A 17,545-nucleotide genomic window follows, 5' to 3' on the forward strand; every position below is an offset into this window, starting at 1 on the left:
TGGCGGCCCATTCTCGCGGACCCACCGCTGTATTCCATGGTGGACCTTCGGGAGTGGGTGACGCTCTCGGACGTTCTTGACGCCCATGAAGCGCTCGATCTGAAGGCGGCAATGACGGAACGTGCACGGGAGAGCTAGGGCTTACTTCAGTAGGCCGAACCGCTTGGCCGTTTCTTCGAGGAGCGCGCATGCGGCGGTCTTTTCGATGTCACTCATGCTGGCAAAACGGTTCTTCTGGAGGTTCCCGCTTGCCTGCACCATGGCCCTTGCGTTGGTCGACATCGGCCCAACCTTGTCACGGATCAATGCCTTCACCTTTTCCGCCTCCAAGCCATAGCCACAGGTGTCGGCGGAACTGATCACTTGGCCGATCTCGCGGGCAAGAAAAATGTCATCGCTTTCGCCCGCAATGGCGGGGCCGGCGGTAAGCGCAAGGCAGGCAACGAGCAGTCGTTTCATCGGGGAGCTCCGGTTTCCTCCTAAGGTGTCCCGGCACTTAGAGGTTTTCAAGTCATGATTGTCGATGAACTGATCGCTATCCTCGGTTATGAGACCCGGGGCGAGGGCGAGTTGCGCCGTTTTCAGGGGAACCTCGACACAGCCACTCGGCAAATCGGGGCCCTCGGGGTAGCGGCCGGCACCTTCGTCGGCACGATCGCCGCGCAGGCGTTCTCTCGCCTTGCAGACAGCATTGGCTCTCTGCCGGGAGAGGTCATTAGTGTTTCGGCCCAGTTCGAAAGCCTTGAGGCATCGCTCACCACCGTCACCGGGAGTGTCGAACAGGCGCGATCCTCCATGGACTGGATCAAGCAGTTTGCTCGAGATACGCCCTATGAGGTCGGCTCCATCACGGATGCGTTCATCAAGCTGAAGAGCTATGGCATTGATCCGCTTGCCGATGATGCCCTGAAAACGCTGGGCGACACCGCGTCGGCGATGAACAAGCCTCTCAACCAGGCCGTCGAGGCGCTGGCGGATGCCACCAGCTTCGAGTTCGAGCGCCTGAAGGAGTTCGGGCTTCGAGCGCAGCAGAAGGGGGACGAGGTAACCTTCTCGTGGACCGAGAACGGGAAGCAGCTCTCGAAGACGATCAAGAAGAACAGCGAGGAGGTTCGCAAGTTCGTTCTCGACCAACTAGGCGACCGGTTCAATGGCGCAATGCTCCGCCAGTCGAAAACCTGGAACGGCATGATGTCGAACCTAGGGGACGCGTGGACCGCGTTCCTGCTGAAGATCGGAGAAGGCGGTTTTTTCGACGCCGTGAAGGGCAAGCTCGGTCAGCTGCTCGATTACTTCAACCGGCTGTCGGAGAACGGCACGCTGGATCGGTGGTCGAAGAACCTCAGCACCGCATTCACAGCAGTCGCCGACGGAGTAGCCAGCTTTGCCGTCCGCATGGGCAGGCACTTCGAAACAATCGCCGGGATCATTGAGCGCAACAAGGGCGCCTTCGAGACGTTCAAGTGGGCGTTGGCTGGCTTGGCGATTTACCTCTTCCCGACGGCATCTATCATTGCCGCCGCCGCCTTGGCGATCGATGATTTTCTGACCTACCTGAGGGGTGGAGATTCCGTTATCGGTGACTTCACTGAGGCCATCGGCAACCTTCTGGGGGCCGACCCGCAGGGGGTGGCGGACGCGCTGACGGGCATTGCACTCGCCGCTGGCGGTCTGGCCGCGGCGAGTGTCGCTGTCGGTAGCTTCACCGCTTCGTTGTGGCCGCTTGCCGCAGCGCTTGGCGCGGTCGCCGGCGGATACTTCCTCGCCAAATCCTTCTTCGACGAAATGGACAAGAAGGCGGCCGGGATCAAGGCAGTCGAGAACCCGAGGACTAAACCCGGCTACGTGGAGGGATCCGGTGAAGACCGCACCGGCTTCAACAGCGACAACCCGAACGGATATCTCAAGCCGAGCGACTTCTCGGCTGACTTTGAGGCTGAAAAGCAGCGCCTGATCGAGGAAGAGGCCCGTCGCGTCGGCGCAGACAAGGCGGCGCCCAGAAGGCCAACGGCCTTCGAGCGGTTGGGGGGCGACTACATCCGCTCCGACATGATCGAAAATGCTCAAGGAAACTTCGGCAAGACCGGTGCGGCACAGGCTGCACAATCGGTCAATTCGACGGTCAACAACACGCTGAACGACTCGAGCGACAAGTCGACGACGGTGAATGTCGGCGGCGTGACCGTGAACGGTGTACCGAACGTCTCCGGCGCCGTCGGTGCGGCGGTCGGCCAGGCAGTCGGCAATAGCGCGGCGAAATCGGCCAAACGGTCTACGTGGTGGGAACAGGGTGAGAAATTCTGATGAGCGTCATCGCCTTCTCTCGCGCCATTGGACCAGTGCCGCTCTCGTGTTTCGTCTCGGAGCGGCACTCGTCCAGCCTGGACATCACGGAGATACCGATCGAAACGGGCGCCAACATCACAGACCACGCTGTGGTGAAGCCCAAGACCGTTATGCTTGATGTCGGCGGCCAGAACGCTGCCGCCACGTTTGCCGCGCTGGTGCGGTTTCAGGAAAGCCGGGTGCCCTTCGTCCTGGTTACTGGCCTGAAGGTCTATCAGAACATGCTGGTGAAGCGGATTGACGCCGACCGGACCGCTGACTTCTCCACCGTTCTCAAGGCTCGCGTGGAGCTTCAGGAGATCATCCTCGTCGGTACCGCATATGCCGCCGACCCGAACGGCGAGCCCACTGGCGCATCTGAGCGAGGGAGGCCAGGGGGAGCGGGCTCCACACGCGCCGCGCCGCCCACGCCCGAACGGTCGGGCGATGCAGCAACGGCCGGGAGGTCAACAGGGACAGTTCAGATGGGCGACAACCCGACCTCGACCTATCCTGATCAGTCAATTCTGAAGGGGCTGCTGGAATGAACCGGTTTCGAATAGCTAACCATGCCGACCAGCAGTTCTCCACGATCATTTCCGGCCGCCGGGTGACAATCCGGCTCAGGTTCAATCTCACGTCGTCCCGATGGTCGTTTGACCTCTCGCTAGATGATCTGCCTGTTCTGCATGGGCGGCGGGTTGTGACGGGTGTCGATCTGTTGGCGCCGTTTGGCCTGGGCATCGGCCTCCTGTTTGCGGCCGCACTAACGCCCGGAGCTGTTCCGGACCGTGCAGGGCTGGCAGGTGGGACGGTTGGGCTCTTCAGCGCCACAGAGGCAGAGGCGACAGAAGCAAGGGCGGCGTGATGCTCCAGTATCTTCGGAAAGTGCGGGCCTCGTTCTCGGGCGGCTTTGTGGTCAACCCGGGCGGGATCAACAAGCACGATCTCATGATCGAGTTCTCCATCACCAAGGACCTGTCGTCCTCCGCAAACAGCGCGGAGATCACGCTGTGGAACTTGAACGAGGATCACCGCAACGCGGTCGGGAAGGTGTTTGACGAGATCACGATGGAGGCCGGCTACATCCCGCCCGGTGGCGCCGGAAACGTGGGCGTCATCTTCAAGGGAGCGGTGCGGGATGTCGAGCACACACGGGAAGGGCCCGACATCAAAACCACAATCCGCTGTGGCGATGGGGCCAGGGCGCTTCGGAAGGCCACCATCTCCAAGTCCTTTCCCAAGGGCACGCCGATCAAGGATGTGATCGAGGAAATCCAGAAGGAAATGGAAAAACAGGGGGTGAAGCGAGGCGAGTGGAAGTTTCCGGATCAAATGCCGGAGAAGTTCAAGCGCCCCTACGCTGTGTGCGGCCTTTGCCGGGACGAGCTCGACACCATCGGCCGGGGTCAGAAGTTTTACTGGTCCCTTCAGAACGAGACCTTGGAGATCGTCCCAGGCGACGGCTTCATCGGAGGCGTGGTTCTGATCACGCCTGAAACGGGCATGATCGGCACGCCTGCCATTACCGACAACGGCGTGACTGTGAAGGCCCTGCTGAACCCGGAGGTTCGGCCCGGGCGCCGCGTGCAAGTCCAGAGCCAGACCCTTCAGATGAATGGTGCTGACGGGATGTATCGCGTTTCGTCGGTCACTTTCACCGGCGACAACATGACCGGGCCGTTCGAAATGGACATCGAGGGCGAGGCGCTGAGCGGTGGGAAGGTTAACGAGGGACTGCCAAAATGACAGGGTATCTGGGAAAGCGGACCAACCAGGATCGTGATGTTGTCGGCCGCCAGATCCAGAACAAGCAGGAAAACCAGTGGGGCCCGATACCCGGCGAGATTGTCTCCTATGACGCTGCGGCCGGCACGGCGACTGTGAAGCCGCTCTACAAGCCTGTCCACAACGGTAATGCGGTGGATATGCCGGAGCTGTATGAAGTTCCCGTGGATCTGCCACGCACCGGCAGTGCAGGGATGACCTTTCCAATCCCGGCCGGCACAAAGGTCATGCTGACGCCTGCAATGCGCTCCATGGACAACTATGAGGCCGGGGAGGGCGGCGAGCCCTTCGATGGCCGATCCTTCCATTTGGCGGATATGCGGGCATCGATCGCGGGCGGTGACAGTCTCTCTGATCCCATGCCGAATGTAGACGCTGACAACACGCATCTTCGGTTCTCTCCCGATGGGGCTTTCGGCATCAAGGGAAGCCCAGACGGCAAGTTCCGGATCGATGGATCCGAAGGGAACCTCTACGACATCATCGCGACCTTCATGGAGTTGGTCGCGAGTGACCAACTGATAATCGCTTACGGCTCGTCTGCCGGGACGGGACATCAGCTGCAGAACAGAGCGGAGCTGATGGAGTTGGCTGCTAAGGTGAGGGCGATGGCACTATGACGGACCGTATAGCACTGGCCATTGATCCCGAGACTAACGACCTTTTTCTCAGTGCAGATGGAAACATTGCGACGGTCACTTCCGCGGAAGCAGTGGGCCAGCACGCAAGACAGAGGCTCGGCACGTTCGCCGGAGAGTGGTTTCTTGACACAGAGGCGGGGGTTCCTTGGCTCGATGGCATATTGGGTTCTTCCTATGACCCGGCGCTGGCCGAAAGCGTCGTGAAAGCAGAATTGCTCGATACCGACGGCGTGACGGAGATCACGAGCTTCGCAGTCCGGTTCGACCGGGCCACTCGGGGCCTGATCATCGACAGTATCGCGGTCCTCACAGAGTATGATGAAGAGGTGAAGGTATGACCGACTATGGCATCCAGCCTACCGGATTTGTGCGCAAGCCTCTGTCCCTGATCCTCGCCGAGATCGAAGCCTCGCTGATAACCGAGTTCGGCCCACAGGTGATCCAGACCGCCCAGAGCCCCCTTGGCCAGATTAACGGCATCTTCGCCGAGGCGGTCGCAAAGCTGTGGGAGCTTGATGAGGATGTCTATCAGTCGCTCGACCCCGACCAGGCCGAAGGTATCCGGCTGGACATTCTTGGTCGCGTGCGTCGTGTCGCTCGAGCTGTGGGGGAGAACGATTCAAGCTTCCGACGGGCGATCACAAATGTGGGTCAAGCCAGAATTGACGTGCAGGACATCAGCCGAGCGATCGCTGAACTTGAGGGGGTCATCTATTCGCATGTTTGGATCAATGACACTGGTGATGTCGATGACAACGGGATGCCGGCAGGGTCCATTTGCATCGCGGTTACTGGTGGAGACGATGACAGCATCGCTGAAACCATCAGGCGATTCGTCGTTCCAGGGGTAAACCAGTTCGGCTCGACCGTGATCGAGAGCACCCTTGACGGCTACTGCCGCACGTTCCGCATCCTTCGTCCAATTGATGTACCGGTGCAGATCACGGTCAAAGTGAGAACGTTTCGCGATGGTCTCGGATGTCCACCGCCTTCCTCCATCGCCATCAAAAATGCCCTTCTGTCCGGTCTCTACATGCTGAATGGCGAGGATGTGACGTTCTATCGGATCAGATCCGTTATCGAAAGCACGTTCTCAAACGTGGAGGTGGTGTCGATTTTAGGCATGCGTGATGGAATATCGCAGACCACGAACACGCCTGTCGAGATTGGCTTTATCGAGAGGGCCACGTTTGCCGCGGCCCAGGTGAGTATCGAGGTGCAGCCATGACATGTGTTGATGAGCAGGAGTTTGTGGAGGCTGGAGCGGACAGGATACTAACCCAGTATCGCGAAAGCCCTAAGCTACTGCATCTCATCCGAACCTATCTCAGGCAAGCACATCTGGCTGCCGCGGCAATCTGCGATCTTCCGAACCATTTTGACCTCGACACCGCGACGGGTGACCAGCTCACCATCATCGGGAAATGGATGGGGTTCCCACGTTGCCACTGTGTGTGCGACGTGCAGCCCGTAATAGGTTTCAAATGCGAGGGCACGACTATAGGTGCGAGACCTATGGTGGGCTTCTGCGAGGGTGGAATTTGGCTTGGATGCGAAACGGATGGCCTTTCCGAAATTTGCATTCTCGATGATGACCTCTATCGGCGTTTACTGATCGCCCGCTCCTACCAAATGCAGGCGAACTACAGCTGGGACGGGCTGACGAGCGCGATGCATGCTCTGTTCGGTGAGCAGGCCCGGATCATGGACACAAGTTTCGGGTCAGTTATTCTCGCCCCATTCCGGCCGTTGTCGGAACTAGAAATCGCAGTCCTGCAAGTCATACCGAGAGCCCTTCCAGTTGCCCCGGGCATTTCCACCCGCTGGCATCTTGGCACTTTTGCGGTCGCCGGATTTGGCGACGGCTGGGGTGGCTTCTGCGAGCCATGGGAAATGGACGGCCTTGTTCTCAGCACTGAGGCTGGTGTCTCCATCATATCGGATGGGGGCGAGGAACTTCTAACAGGACCGCTTTATCGAGACGCCGACTGGCTCTGCCGGATCGACCTGAAACCCTATTCCTGCTGAGGAATTCAAAATGGCAAAGTTCAATCCCCCGTTTGCGTCGCTTGGCGGCGTGAACCGCTCCCCCACGATCGATGAGCAGGCAGGCGGCTTTACGTGCGGTCCACTCGACCTCACGCTCTTCAATCGGCTGTTCGGCCGCATTGAGGCTGAGTTGAAGGCAATCCAAACCGCCGGCGGCATCACCGGCACCGAGACCGACGACACGACCGTTCTTCAGGCCATTCAGGCACTGATTTCGGCGGCCACTGGTGGTGGGGACGTCAGCAACTTCGTGCTGTTCGCACAAGCGCAGTCCCGCCTTCCTATCTTCCCGGAAGTGCAGACCAGTGACGGACGCCTCACCGTAACGTCCCCGTCTACCGGGACGGTGCGCATTGCGGCAGGCGCCACGATCCTTCATCGCGGTATCCGCCCCTACACCACCTCGCTGACGAATCTAAGCACGGTGGCAAGCAAAACCTATCACCTTCGATGGTCGCCGGCCGGTGGGTTTGTTCTCAAGGACCTTTCTGACCTCACATACAACCCCACCACCGCCGCAGAGACCAATGTGGCATTCGACAGCAGTTATGACGACATGCTTGTGGCTAGGGTCGTTACGAACTCTTCAAACGTGGTCAGCATTACGAACCTTGCGAATAAGGCCGATCTCAAGAGCACTGGCGAAGTGCTCCAGGAGAACACCACCTGGCAGAACGATGCCGTGCCATCCACGATGACCGCGCTGGATGGTGCGATTGTCAACATAAACTGGGCTCGGAGACCTATCGCGTTTCTCACGGGCTTCACAGACGTGACTGTGCAGTTTGGGAGTGCCGCGGTCATCAAGGAAGTGAACGTCGTTGTCCAGTCGCTCAGCCGGTACCAGTTGAAGGCGATTTATCAACGCACCACTGATCCATCTGGCGCCTATGTCGCGTGGGCTGCAACAGCTTGAGGGAAAATCCATGGGTATGAAAATTGGCGACCTTCCTGCAGTTGCCGAAGCTGAGCTGGCGCACAGAATTCCGGCGAGCAAAGACGGAGCAACCAGCTTTCTCACCGTCGAGCAGATCAGAGCCAAGGCAGGAACCGGATCGGTCGGTGGGGATGCTATATCCGCTGACAGCTTAGAGCAGGCCGCACTGCTCAAAAAGATCGGTGGCTTGGGCACAAAGCAGGGATCGGGAGAGCGGGTACTTCTGGGCGTGCTGAGGCAGAATTCGGAAGGCAGCGGATGGGCCTTTCTGGATGACACGGACCACGCGCGGATCGGCTTCGCGTCCGTCTCACAGGACGCGAATGGCATCACGTTGTCGCACGGATTCACCGGAACCAAGGTTCGCTCTCTCCTTGCCGTCCCAGACGAAACTTTTGCTGTGCGCGGCCTGGCTGTTGGAGCATCTGTCGGGCTGTCTTCGTCAGTTCTTTGGCTTGGACTTCCGCTCTCGGTGGCGCTCCGGATGGAGACATCAGCCGATGTCGTGACTGAGGTGATAGGCGATCCCGCTTGGACCGTCGATCAATTTGCCGTCGCCCACAGCGCCGGCACCATGACCATCACACACCCAGCGGTATACGATATTGGGGTTGCACCCATCGTAAATGGTATCAGGCAATCTGGGTCTAGCCCGCCGATCCCTGGCATTCCAGTTTCCGGCGGATTCGGTGGGGTGGGGAACGAAACGAAGTTTGGCGTTGAGTACGTCGCCCCCATGACCGCTCGGGCCCGGTGGACCTCTGGGACAGCCTTCACAGTTGACACAGACTTCGAGGGGACATTCAGCGCGACGTTCTCCGCTGGGACATTGACCGTGGCGCACCCTGCGGCAACCATGGCCGATGACCTGATCCTGAGTTCCGAGGGTTATCGGTTTCAGATGCTCACAAAAACCACGACGGGCTTCACGGGGCAGTTTCTGAACGCGGCTGGGTCGGTGGTCACCACACCGGATAGCTCCTGCACGTTGACTTTTCTTCGGGCTGCCTCTCTCGCAAAGAGGAAAACCCGTACCGACCGACATTGGGTATCGTTCAGCCGTGGATACGCCAAGGCGAACCCGAACAAGGTCTGGTCAACGACGGGCAACATTTGGCTTTTCGGCGTCCTTGCCGACTGAGATGGCTATTTGGACAGGGCGTTTGGTGCGCTTCCCAAGACGCGCGTGCAAGGTTTCGCAATAACGTAATGGAACCTGATTACGCAAATCCACTCCTTTTACGCAGCAAGCCGCCACCTGTCCGATTGCCCTAAGCGGCCGGTGATCGAAAATGTGCATCGGATGGCCTCCACGCCCCTCAAATGCTCGGGCGTGTCCAAGCTTCGCCTAGCCTTGGACAGCAGGAGGGTCGTACCAGTCCAGACAAGCGATAAAGGCGCCAATCCAGGAGAGTACCATGACGATTGAACAGTGGCTGCAAAGCCGGCTGACGGCTCACCGATTCCCGGTGGGTCTTATCGACGGGCAGATTGGCCCAGTTACCATCCGTGCTATCAAGGCATTCCAGACGTCGCACGGCCTCGAGCCGACCGGCAAGGCAGATGGTCATACCGTTGCGCTTCTGCGGGCTCCTGCAAGCGTGGTGCTGCCGTCTCCGGGGGAAACTATTCCAGATCGCGGCGCTGCTCCACTGGTGGCTGCGCCCGCCAATGGTTGGCCGCGGCAATCTGATTGCCTCAGCTTCTTCGGCCCTGTCGGGACCAGCCAGACGTCGATCGAAATCCCGTTCGACATGTACCTCGCCTGGGACAAATCCACCCGCGTCCGCAAGATGGCCGTCCACGAGAAAGTGGCGAAGTCTGCCGAAAAGGCTCTGCAGGATGTCGCTCAAACCTACACCCTTGTCGAGCGGGCGAAGATCGGGATCGACATCTTCGGGGGCTCGCTCAACGTCCGCCGGATGCGGGGCGGAACAGCCTACTCCATGCACAGTTGGGGCATCGCGATCGATTTCGACCCGGAACGCAACCAACTCAAGTGGGGTCGAGACAAGGCGCGCCTCGCGCAGGACGACGCGATCCCCTTCTGGACGATCTGGGAGGCTGAAGGATGGCTGTCCCTCGGGCGCTCCCGCAATTTCGATTGGATGCATGTTCAGGCCGCTCGTCTTTAGCAGCCTGCACTTCCCTACAGCACTTCACCACAAAGGAAAAACGCTATGAACAGCACGGTTATCCACCGGCTCCTGGACTTCTTCGGCCTGCTCTTCGGAGCCATGGTCGTTTACGACTGGACCAGCCTCGGCTTCAATCCGGCCATGGCGGCCACCATCGCCGCCTATGTCTTCCTGATCGACAAGATCCTGAAGCTCGCCATCAACCTCACCGTCGACGGCCCCGGCGGCCTCTTCGCCAAATGGGACACCAACACGGCTCACAACGTCGTCAACGTGATCGGGCTCTTCATCGCCAGCATGCTCGCCTTCGACTGGTCCGGGCTGGGGCTCTCGCCTCAGTCCGCCGCGACCATGGCCGGCGCATTCCTGTTCGCTGACAAGGCCATCAAGTTCTGGCTGAATATCAACCGGTCCGGCCTGACCGGAATATTCCTCCCACCAAACGGCTCCCGGCGATAGGCCGGGTGCATCACTCTGTGAATCAAGATAGGCGGGCGCGGTGACCGGAACCCATGACACATCAATGCTCCTCGGGGAGATGAAGGCACAGATCGCGTCTTTGGCGGACGCGGTTCGGGCACAGACGGAGAAGGCGGATCAGCGAGGGACCCGCACCTATGAGGAGCTTGAAAATATCCGGGTAGAACAAGCGCAGAGCCGCCGAGACATGGCGGAGGTGAAAGCGCGGCTCGACAAGGCTGAACCCACTCTCTCCGAGATCACCAGATGGAAAGAGCGGTTCAATGGGATGCAGATGATGCTGATGATGCAGGCTGCTGCCGTAGGCGGCCTGATGGTCTACTTCTGGAAATGGATCGCGGTAAAAATCGGAATGAACTGAAGTCCCTGCTCAATGCCCCTGCGCCCTCGTGGCGTAGGGGCTCTTTCTGCGTTTAAGGTGCCTCGGGTGCGCTGTCGCCCACAATGCTCTACAGATACTCGTAGGCTTCCTCGACCGCCTTTGCGGCCTCGCGCTCGGTCCGCTCCACTCCGCTAGGCATCCCACTCTTGAACTCCAGCGGCCGCCACTGCGAGAACCAGCGCCATCCCATCCCCTCTGGTAGGTGGCTGATATAGAAGCGACCGATAACCTCCGGCTTCCCATCGGCACCAATGCAGTTTGGATCATAGCCAACGTAGTCGTCGGGGTGTTCCGGCCACGTTTTTCGCCATTTGTATTTTAGTTCGATTGCAGCTTTTCCATTTTCCATCAGGGCACTCCTCGAGCATCGTTTCCCCTGATTGCCTGCGCCGCCGCTTGCGCATGGCCTTAATCCTCAACTCCCCTGATTCGTTCAACCTACCGGAAGAAGCAGTAGCTGCTTCTCAGGTAGTGGCCGTTGCAGAGCCTTTGCCTCGTCCCATGGCGCCCGCATCCAAACATCGCGCTCCTCCGCGGTCGTCAGAATGACCGGCATGGCTTTGGGATGAATCGGCGCGACCACAGAGTTGGGCTCAGAGGTGAGGAAGCCGAACAGCTCGTGGTCACCCTCTCGAGGCGTCTTCATCGAGCCGCGCACGCCATGCCAGCCGGTCCAGATCCCGGCGAAGAATGCCAAGGGCTCGCTTTCGTCCAGAGCGAACCACCGGAGCGTTTTCTTCGGCTTCGTGTCTTCCCATTCGGAAAACCTCGTCCATGGCACGAGGCAGCGGTTATCTGGCCCCAGCCAGCGCCGCCAGTGCGGGGAGGCGACGTTGCGGATATTGGTGACGCCGGTATCCGGCTTTCCCTTCAAGATGCTCGGCGGGGTCGGCATGCCCCATGTCGCCATCGCAAGTTCGCGGCCCTCGCTGCCATTGCGCACAATCGGCGCCGACCGGTCAGGGTAGATGTTGGCTGCCGGGTCCATCCGGTTCGTCAGATCCGAGACTACTCCCGCAAGTTGCCGCATCGCTTCATGGCTTGTTGTCACGTTGTAGAGGTTGCACATTCTGGACCTCGAAGGAATAGTCATGGACGATCGGTCGCAAGCGATTCCCATCAAGATGCCATTCCGTGAACATTGTCGCCAGCGCCGAGAAAACTAAGGCCACCAGCTTGAAATGAGCAACATCGATCTACCTGATGCCAAGCGCTTGTTATGGACCGATATGCGTCGGGATCTATGTGCGCTGGTCCCGTATTTTAGAGATCGTGAGAAGGTACTTTGCCCAACCTGTTGCCGACCGATGTCATTCGAGGAAATGACAGTAGAGCATATACTGCCGAAACGAGCCCTAAAGTCTGACCACCGAACCGTCAGCGAGGTCTATTCGATAAATCAGCGTAGCGGGCTGACACTACTGTGTGGGAAGATGCTCTCCTACAAAGGAAAGCAAATATCTGCAAAGGGTTGTAATAGTTGGAAGGGACGCCATTTCGACAAGTACCTTGAGGAGCAAGTTCAGCCACACACAAGGGTTAGGAAGCTTCACACGGGCCACCAAGTAGCGCTCTTCATCCTCGGATATTTGGCGCTTTATCGACGTTATGGGTACCAGGTGGCATTGACAAAGGCAGGCGCTCTCTGCCGCCAGCAGTTCTTCAATCCTCGAGATTTCCTGAATCAGGTTCCCAAAGCCTGCCAGTTTGCTTTCATGGGCAGCGGCCCTCTAGAGTACACACCCGAGGAGAAAGAATACTGGGGTGAGCCCTTCGACATCTCCATAATGAAGGACCTCGCGCTCATCCGCATGAGGTCGAGTGTATTCTATGTCCCCATCTCCCGCGATCCGAGAATACCCCTCGCGACGTCCATTCCTTACGCACCCTCAAAGTATGTTTTCCGCGCTGATTTCTCCACATTAGTTGAGTGAAGCCTGTAATTTTGAGTTCCCAATTCACCTTCTGTTCACGGGGTCTACGGTTAAACTCAGAGGGAGCTTGGAAACCACTCTTCATGAGTTCCGGGCTATGTCGATATAACTTGATTACTCTTAATCAGCGGGTCGTAGGTTCGAGCCCTACATCACCCACCATTTTCTCCTTGAATATCAAGGCATTGCGCTTCAAAGAATGATAGCGCGGAGAGATCGCCACTCCTCCAAAGCCACTTCCGGAACCAGAGCATATTGCTGGCTGCATTTACGCGCCCGTACGGGTCACGTGAACGGCTTGCGGGCTCCCGGAGCATTGCTCGGGGATCGATGCGATTCAGCCATGACGCAAGCGCCGAGGGCCCCCGCGCGAGGGCCTGGATTCGGCAGGGTGAGATCGGACCGGCCTCGGCCTCGCACAGGCGCGGGGGCGGATATCGTGCATCTGGCATGGCAAGAAATCTCCCTCGGCCGGTACTGATCTTTGTCGACTTGGCACCCGCTGCCCTTGCCGACGGCCTTTGCCTGCACATCTTCCTCATGACAGTTCGTTTCGCAGGTTCAGCTCCGGAAGGCAGGAAGGTGCAAAGGTGGTAGAAGAGATCTGGTCGACGCTTGTGCATGAGTTTTCCGATGTTCCGGACCTCTCCACCATAACGCGCATCACCGTGCGTCTGATCATTGCTGCCGTGCTTGGCGGCATTCTCGGATACGAGCGGGAGCGAAAGGGCCGGAGCGCCGGTCTCAGAACCCACATGCTGGTTGCCGTGGGGGCGGCTCTCTTCGTGCTGGGCCCGCTTCAGAGCGGCATGCAGATAGGAGACCTGTCACGCGTGCTGCAAGGTGTCGTGCAGGGCATCGGCTTTCTGGGCGCCGGTGCCATCATCGTACGCTCGGCGCAGCGCGAGGTGGAAGGCCTGACGACGGCCGCCAATATCTGGACGACCGCCGGGATAGGGGTGATCGCGGGTCTGGGGCTGGAATTGACCGCCGTTCTGTCCACCGCGATTGTCCTCGTCATCCTGGCTGTCATCCCCCACGTCCTGCCGGACCAGAGCAAGCCGGATGCGGAAACAAACGGAAGCGGCCCGCGCTAGCCTCCATCGCGGTTCTCGTAACCGACGGAATGGGATACACCGGAGCCGGTCGCGCAAGCCGATGAAAGGTGCTTTATCGGGCCGGCTGTGGCCGGCAGCGCCTGCCACTCCATCCAGTCCATGCGTGCGGGGAGAGATCGGACATGAGCAAACGGACGGGAAGCGCAGACCTGCCGCTCCACGGCGGCCGCGTTCCAGCCTGGCTCGGCGAGCGCATGACGAAGCTCGGCTGCGTCATGGCGGAGGCCATCGTCATGCACTACGGGCGCGACGAATTCCTGCGCCGGCTTTCCCACCCCTTCTGGTTCCAGTCTTTCGGCGCTGTCATGGGCATGGACTGGCATTCGTCCGGCATCACCACCAGCGTGCTGGGAGCGCTGAAGCGGGGCATGGCGAGGCGCAACAACGATCTCGGCATCTATGTCTGTGGCGGCAGGGGCGCGCAATCCAGGAAGACGCCATCCGAGCTCCTGGCCGTGGCAGACCGCACCGGGCTGGACGGTGCGGCACTGGCGACGGCAAGCCGTCTCGTGGCGAAAATCGACAGCGCAGCGGTGCAGGACGGCTTCGAACTATATCTTCACGGTTTCATCGCCACCAGCGACGGGAAGTGGGCGGTCGTGCAGCAGGGCATGAACGGTGACCTGCGGCAGGCCCGGCGCTATCATTGGCTGTCGGAGAACATCACGGATTTCCTGGCGTCCCCCCACGCCGCGATTGAAGGCCGGGAACAGGGGGAGATCCTGAACCTTGCCGATACCCGCGCCGCCTTCTCCAGAAGCGCGCAGCTGGAGCTTCTGAGCGACATGGGGCCGGACAGGATTGCTTCCGAGTATCGGAAGCTGACGTCGGCCGACACGGGTCCTGTCCGGCCACAGTCGCAGATGCAGTTACAGATGGACCTGCCCCACCTCGTCATGCCCGGTCACCACGATGTCCGCGAAGAGGACGTCAACCTCGGCCGAATTCATGGAAATCTCGCCGCGGCGGCAGAGAACGGACCCAAAGACTTTGCCGAGCTCTTGCTGACGCCGAAGGTCGGCGCACGCACCGTCAGCGCACTGGCGCTGGTGGCCGAAGTGGTTCACGGCGCGCCTTGCCGCTTCTCCGATCCCGCACGTTTCTCGCTTGCCCATGGCGGAAAGGACCGGCATCCGTATCCGGTGCCGCTGAAGGTCTATGACGAGACGATCCGCGTGATGAAGAGCGCCGTTTCCAAGGCCAGACTTGGATATGGCGAGGAGCTTGCTGCCATCCGCCGCCTCGACGAACAGGCCCGCCGCCTGGAGCAATACGTAACGGGCCCCGACCTGAAGGAAATCATCGCCGGCGAATTCCGGCACTCCGCGGAATTCGGGGGCATGTCGGTGTTTGGCCCCGAGCCGCCGCCCGTCCCGGATGGGTCGCAAGGCTGATCCCGGCTCCGCCGCCGATCAGGCGCGCCCGCCTCCGGCCAGAAAACCGCGATAGTCCTGAAACCGGGGAAAATCCGTCTCGACCGCGTGGCGGTGTGTGGCCGCGATCACCGCGACGTCGCAGCCCGCCGCAGAACCTGCCGCGATGCCGGCAACCGCATCCTCGAAGACAAGGCATGCAGACGGATCGACACCCATCTTCCGGGCGCCGAGCAGATAGCAGGCAGGGCCCGGCTTGCCTCTCTCCACGTCTTCGGCCGTCACGATGACGGCGGGCATGGGAAGGCCGGCCGCTTCTATTCTCAGCCGTGCAAGTCTTGCAGGCGCTGAGGTCACGATGGCCCAGCGGTCCGCAGGCAGCGTGGAAAGAAAGTCCGAGGCACCGTCGATCTGCATGATGCCATCCGTATCTTCCATCTCCTCGGCTTCGATCAGCAGGGCTTCCGTGCGTGCATCGACGCCGGGAAGAGCCAGCGAGGCGATGACATCGATTGCCTTGATGCCGTGGATGCGCGGGATCCATTCCTCGGGATCCAGTCCGTGCCGGGTGAACCAGCGCCCCCAAACCCGTTCGATGACAGCAATGGAGCTCAACAGGGTTCCGTCCATGTCGAACATCACTGCGTCGTAGCTTCGGGGAAAAGCGGCGTTGAAGATCATCGGCTTTTGCTTTCGGTCAAGCGTCATGGATGCTGCCCTCATAGACCGGATCGATGGTCTTGCAAACCTCCAGCCGCGTTCCCACGGGTGTCGGAAGGGAGCACGGGCCGGGCCTATCGCGGGGTTTTCTTTCCGCCGGCCGCCAGGTCAGCCGGTCTTTCTCCAAATCAGGGTCTTCAGGTCGAGTTCGAAGACACCCTGATTGTCGACAAAGCCCAGGTTTCCGCTCTCCCGGACGGCACATCTGCCACCGAAAATGCGGATTCGATCTTCGGCAACAAGCCGTGCTTCGTGTCGGTTGATCCAGCCGGGCATGTCGCCTTTCGTTTCAACCGCTTCGATCCTGTAGGAATGGATGTTGAGGCGATAGACGGGCGTATATCCCGGCTGACGGTCCGGTCCGTAGCCGATGTTTCCGATGATGTAGATGAAATCGCCGACAAGCGTTGCCGAATGGGAATCGGTGGGCGGGAAAACCTCGCGCGGATAGGCATAGATCTCGCAGCGACCCTGGCCATCATGCACGATGACATCGTTGTAGATGCAGAAGTTCAGATCGTAGAAATCCTCGTGTTCACCGGCAATTTCGATGAAGCGGCCATCCGGTAGCCGGTTGATCGATTTGCCGAACCGCCGGTAGCACCAGATCGGGTAGCCCTGTTCTCGAGCGGGTTCGGCCTGCGGCTTCCCACGCGGATCTTTCCATTCGGTCCTGGTCTTCTTCGGAGGCGCGGATGGCTTGGCCTTGTGCAGGGCCCTCAGCTTTGCCGTGTATTTCGCTTCAGCCAGCGAGGCGGAACATCCGCCGTGAACCATGGCCGTCCAGAAGGGGTTATGGACCCGTTCGGGATTGGAGCGGCCAAAGACCCGGGACCGGAACGCAAGATAATCTTCCAGCGAGCTCTCCGGCGGTTCATCCACCTTGTACCCCAGCAAGGCTGCAAGCTGTTCCGGCTCGAGGCTCCGCGGATCTGCACCGGCATCCAGAAGGATTTCGATCACCTGCCGATCATGCGCCACTTGAATGGGTGTCAGGGCCGAGTATCTCGGCTTTCCGATATCTGCCCCGCGCGCGATCAGCCTTTTCAGACATCCGACCGCGCCCCATGCCGAAGCGGAGAAGATGGCCGTTTCGCCAAAGCCGTTCTCCTCCTCCGGATCAAATCCCTGTTCCAGCAGCCATTCCAGCATGGAAACATTGTCTTGCTCGATGGCATAGCCGATGGCGGTCTTGCCGCAGTGCCCGGAGGCCAGAGTGTTTGCGCCCGCTTCGATCAGAAGCCTCGTTTTGCCGATATCGCCCACCTGAATGGAGAAGAGGAATGCGGTCCGCTCCCGGCCATCGACGGCCTCCAGATCGCTTCTCCCGGTCAGTGCCTCCTCAAGATCGTCGAGGGTTCCATAGGCCACGGCCAGGAAGATATCGGTCCAGCCGAACTTTCCGGGATCGGCGCCTGAGGACAGCAGAAACCGGATGATCGAGTATCGATCGCCCTCGGAAACGGTATCGGCGATGCCTTGTCTTTCTGCTTCGGCCAGTTTTCCAGGATCGATCTGACGTTTCAATGCAGCAAGAATGGCGTCAAAGTCGGGCAAACCAGGACCAACGACATTCGAATAATCATATTCCATGGAAAGTCTTTCCGGGCTGAGACTTGGCAGGCGCTTCTTCTTCAAATCTACGGGAGGAGCCGTCCAT

The 17,545-nt window shown here is 59.7% G+C and carries 21 protein-coding genes; 16 read left to right on the plus strand and 5 right to left on the minus strand.

Annotation, left to right across the window (positions count from 1 at the left end; all coding sequences use genetic code 11):
* Window positions 1-141: 141 nt before the first annotated feature.
* A complete protein-coding gene (locus tag GGR23_RS04370) occupies window positions 142-459 on the minus strand; it encodes a hypothetical protein (RefSeq protein ID WP_183364857.1) in 318 nt (105 codons plus the stop codon).
* Between the two features lie 54 nt (window positions 460-513).
* Here GGR23_RS04370 and GGR23_RS04375 point away from each other — a divergent pair, with 54 nt between their 5' ends.
* The 13 genes from GGR23_RS04375 (at window position 514) to GGR23_RS04430 (ending at window position 10,719) form a co-directional block, all read left to right on the plus strand.
* Entirely contained in the window at window positions 514-2,304 is a 1,791-nt protein-coding gene (locus GGR23_RS04375) for a tape measure protein (RefSeq protein WP_183364858.1), read from the plus strand.
* Window positions 2,304-2,873 (plus strand): phage baseplate protein, encoded by a 570-nt coding sequence (locus GGR23_RS04380; protein WP_183364859.1) that lies wholly within the window; start codon window positions 2,304-2,306, stop codon window positions 2,871-2,873. The genes GGR23_RS04375 and GGR23_RS04380 overlap by 1 nt, the downstream gene beginning before the upstream one ends.
* Entirely contained in the window at window positions 2,870-3,193 is a 324-nt protein-coding gene (locus GGR23_RS23605) for a phage baseplate plug family protein (protein ID WP_382340260.1), read from the plus strand. The genes GGR23_RS04380 and GGR23_RS23605 overlap by 4 nt, the downstream gene beginning before the upstream one ends.
* Entirely contained in the window at window positions 3,193-4,074 is an 882-nt protein-coding gene (locus GGR23_RS04385) for a phage protein (RefSeq protein ID WP_183364860.1), read from the plus strand. The genes GGR23_RS23605 and GGR23_RS04385 overlap by 1 nt, the downstream gene beginning before the upstream one ends.
* Complete coding sequence (locus GGR23_RS04390) at window positions 4,071-4,733, plus strand: Gp138 family membrane-puncturing spike protein (RefSeq protein WP_183364861.1); 663 nt, start codon at window positions 4,071-4,073, stop codon at window positions 4,731-4,733. Before GGR23_RS04385 ends, GGR23_RS04390 begins: the two co-directional genes overlap by 4 nt.
* A complete protein-coding gene (locus GGR23_RS04395) occupies window positions 4,730-5,092 on the plus strand; it encodes a contractile injection system sheath initiator (protein WP_183364862.1) in 363 nt (120 codons plus the stop codon). Before GGR23_RS04390 ends, GGR23_RS04395 begins: the two co-directional genes overlap by 4 nt.
* Entirely contained in the window at window positions 5,089-5,982 is an 894-nt protein-coding gene (locus GGR23_RS04400; RefSeq protein ID WP_183364863.1) for a hypothetical protein, read from the plus strand. Before GGR23_RS04395 ends, GGR23_RS04400 begins: the two co-directional genes overlap by 4 nt.
* Window positions 5,979-6,782: a baseplate wedge 1 family protein gene (locus GGR23_RS04405; RefSeq protein WP_183364864.1), complete on the plus strand. Its 804-nt coding sequence runs from the start codon at window positions 5,979-5,981 to the stop codon at window positions 6,780-6,782. The genes GGR23_RS04400 and GGR23_RS04405 overlap by 4 nt, the downstream gene beginning before the upstream one ends.
* Window positions 6,783-6,792: 10 nt before the next feature.
* A complete protein-coding gene (locus GGR23_RS04410; protein WP_183364865.1) occupies window positions 6,793-7,719 on the plus strand; it encodes a hypothetical protein in 927 nt (308 codons plus the stop codon).
* A gap of 10 nt (window positions 7,720-7,729) precedes the next feature.
* Window positions 7,730-8,881 (plus strand): hypothetical protein, encoded by a 1,152-nt coding sequence (locus tag GGR23_RS04415; RefSeq protein ID WP_183364866.1) that lies wholly within the window; start codon window positions 7,730-7,732, stop codon window positions 8,879-8,881.
* Between the two features lie 277 nt (window positions 8,882-9,158).
* Window positions 9,159-9,875, plus strand: a complete 717-nt coding sequence (locus tag GGR23_RS04420; RefSeq protein WP_183364867.1) for a peptidoglycan-binding protein — start codon at window positions 9,159-9,161, stop codon at window positions 9,873-9,875.
* Between the two features lie 45 nt (window positions 9,876-9,920).
* Entirely contained in the window at window positions 9,921-10,337 is a 417-nt protein-coding gene (locus tag GGR23_RS04425) for a hypothetical protein (RefSeq protein WP_183364868.1), read from the plus strand.
* 40 nt (window positions 10,338-10,377) lie between these two features.
* Window positions 10,378-10,719 carry a hypothetical protein gene (locus GGR23_RS04430; RefSeq protein ID WP_183364869.1) on the plus strand — a complete coding sequence of 114 codons (342 nt, stop codon included), beginning with the start codon at window positions 10,378-10,380 and terminating at the stop codon, window positions 10,717-10,719.
* 88 nt (window positions 10,720-10,807) lie between these two features.
* On the opposite strand, the gene GGR23_RS04435 is transcribed toward GGR23_RS04430, so the two are convergent.
* Both GGR23_RS04435 and GGR23_RS04440 read right to left on the minus strand, forming a co-directional pair.
* Window positions 10,808-11,089, minus strand: coding sequence for a hypothetical protein (locus GGR23_RS04435; RefSeq protein ID WP_183364870.1), 282 nt, complete (start codon window positions 11,087-11,089; stop codon window positions 10,808-10,810).
* Window positions 11,090-11,173: 84 nt separating this feature from the next.
* Entirely contained in the window at window positions 11,174-11,809 is a 636-nt protein-coding gene (locus GGR23_RS04440; protein WP_183364871.1) for an SOS response-associated peptidase, read from the minus strand.
* A gap of 238 nt (window positions 11,810-12,047) precedes the next feature.
* Here GGR23_RS04440 and GGR23_RS04445 point away from each other — a divergent pair, with 238 nt between their 5' ends.
* From GGR23_RS04445 to GGR23_RS04455, 3 genes are all read left to right on the plus strand, one after another.
* Window positions 12,048-12,674, plus strand: a complete 627-nt coding sequence (locus GGR23_RS04445) for a hypothetical protein (protein WP_210296839.1) — start codon at window positions 12,048-12,050, stop codon at window positions 12,672-12,674.
* Window positions 12,675-13,264: 590 nt separating this feature from the next.
* Window positions 13,265-13,771: an MgtC/SapB family protein gene (locus GGR23_RS04450; RefSeq protein WP_183364873.1), complete on the plus strand. Its 507-nt coding sequence runs from the start codon at window positions 13,265-13,267 to the stop codon at window positions 13,769-13,771.
* Between the two features lie 143 nt (window positions 13,772-13,914).
* Window positions 13,915-15,186 carry a DUF763 domain-containing protein gene (locus GGR23_RS04455; protein WP_183364874.1) on the plus strand — a complete coding sequence of 424 codons (1,272 nt, stop codon included), beginning with the start codon at window positions 13,915-13,917 and terminating at the stop codon, window positions 15,184-15,186.
* Window positions 15,187-15,204: 18 nt separating this feature from the next.
* On the opposite strand, the gene GGR23_RS04460 is transcribed toward GGR23_RS04455, so the two are convergent.
* Both GGR23_RS04460 and GGR23_RS04465 read right to left on the minus strand, forming a co-directional pair.
* A complete protein-coding gene (locus tag GGR23_RS04460; protein WP_246364901.1) occupies window positions 15,205-15,873 on the minus strand; it encodes an HAD-IA family hydrolase in 669 nt (222 codons plus the stop codon).
* A 120-nt stretch (window positions 15,874-15,993) separates the two neighbouring features.
* Window positions 15,994-17,478, minus strand: a complete 1,485-nt coding sequence (locus GGR23_RS04465) for an ankyrin repeat domain-containing protein (protein WP_183364875.1) — start codon at window positions 17,476-17,478, stop codon at window positions 15,994-15,996.
* Window positions 17,479-17,545: the final 67 nt, after the last annotated feature.

Origin of the sequence: Gellertiella hungarica, assembly GCF_014197145.1 — a bacterium.
Taxonomy (GTDB): Bacteria; Pseudomonadota; Alphaproteobacteria; order Rhizobiales; family Rhizobiaceae; genus Gellertiella; species Gellertiella hungarica.

What these genes read in the sequence shown, in the direction of transcription:
- GGR23_RS04370 (WP_183364857.1), bottom strand. Translation starts at nt 459, where the DNA reads ATGAAACGACTGCTCGTTGCCTGCCTTGCGCTTACCGCCGGCCCCGCC.
- GGR23_RS04375 (WP_183364858.1), top strand. Translation starts at nt 514, where the DNA reads ATGATTGTCGATGAACTGATCGCTATCCTCGGTTATGAGACCCGGGGC.
- GGR23_RS04380 (WP_183364859.1), top strand. Translation starts at nt 2,304, where the DNA reads ATGAGCGTCATCGCCTTCTCTCGCGCCATTGGACCAGTGCCGCTCTCG.
- GGR23_RS23605 (WP_382340260.1), top strand. Translation starts at nt 2,870, where the DNA reads ATGAACCGGTTTCGAATAGCTAACCATGCCGACCAGCAGTTCTCCACG.
- GGR23_RS04385 (WP_183364860.1), top strand. Translation starts at nt 3,193, where the DNA reads ATGCTCCAGTATCTTCGGAAAGTGCGGGCCTCGTTCTCGGGCGGCTTT.
- GGR23_RS04390 (WP_183364861.1), top strand. Translation starts at nt 4,071, where the DNA reads ATGACAGGGTATCTGGGAAAGCGGACCAACCAGGATCGTGATGTTGTC.
- GGR23_RS04395 (WP_183364862.1), top strand. Translation starts at nt 4,730, where the DNA reads ATGACGGACCGTATAGCACTGGCCATTGATCCCGAGACTAACGACCTT.
- GGR23_RS04400 (WP_183364863.1), top strand. Translation starts at nt 5,089, where the DNA reads ATGACCGACTATGGCATCCAGCCTACCGGATTTGTGCGCAAGCCTCTG.
- GGR23_RS04405 (WP_183364864.1), top strand. Translation starts at nt 5,979, where the DNA reads ATGACATGTGTTGATGAGCAGGAGTTTGTGGAGGCTGGAGCGGACAGG.
- GGR23_RS04410 (WP_183364865.1), top strand. Translation starts at nt 6,793, where the DNA reads ATGGCAAAGTTCAATCCCCCGTTTGCGTCGCTTGGCGGCGTGAACCGC.
- GGR23_RS04415 (WP_183364866.1), top strand. Translation starts at nt 7,730, where the DNA reads ATGGGTATGAAAATTGGCGACCTTCCTGCAGTTGCCGAAGCTGAGCTG.
- GGR23_RS04420 (WP_183364867.1), top strand. Translation starts at nt 9,159, where the DNA reads ATGACGATTGAACAGTGGCTGCAAAGCCGGCTGACGGCTCACCGATTC.
- GGR23_RS04425 (WP_183364868.1), top strand. Translation starts at nt 9,921, where the DNA reads ATGAACAGCACGGTTATCCACCGGCTCCTGGACTTCTTCGGCCTGCTC.
- GGR23_RS04435 (WP_183364870.1), bottom strand. Translation starts at nt 11,089, where the DNA reads ATGGAAAATGGAAAAGCTGCAATCGAACTAAAATACAAATGGCGAAAA.
- GGR23_RS04440 (WP_183364871.1), bottom strand. Translation starts at nt 11,809, where the DNA reads ATGTGCAACCTCTACAACGTGACAACAAGCCATGAAGCGATGCGGCAA.
- GGR23_RS04445 (WP_210296839.1), top strand. Translation starts at nt 12,048, where the DNA reads ATGTCATTCGAGGAAATGACAGTAGAGCATATACTGCCGAAACGAGCC.
- GGR23_RS04455 (WP_183364874.1), top strand. Translation starts at nt 13,915, where the DNA reads ATGAGCAAACGGACGGGAAGCGCAGACCTGCCGCTCCACGGCGGCCGC.
- GGR23_RS04460 (WP_246364901.1), bottom strand. Translation starts at nt 15,873, where the DNA reads ATGACGCTTGACCGAAAGCAAAAGCCGATGATCTTCAACGCCGCTTTT.
- GGR23_RS04465 (WP_183364875.1), bottom strand. Translation starts at nt 17,478, where the DNA reads ATGGAATATGATTATTCGAATGTCGTTGGTCCTGGTTTGCCCGACTTT.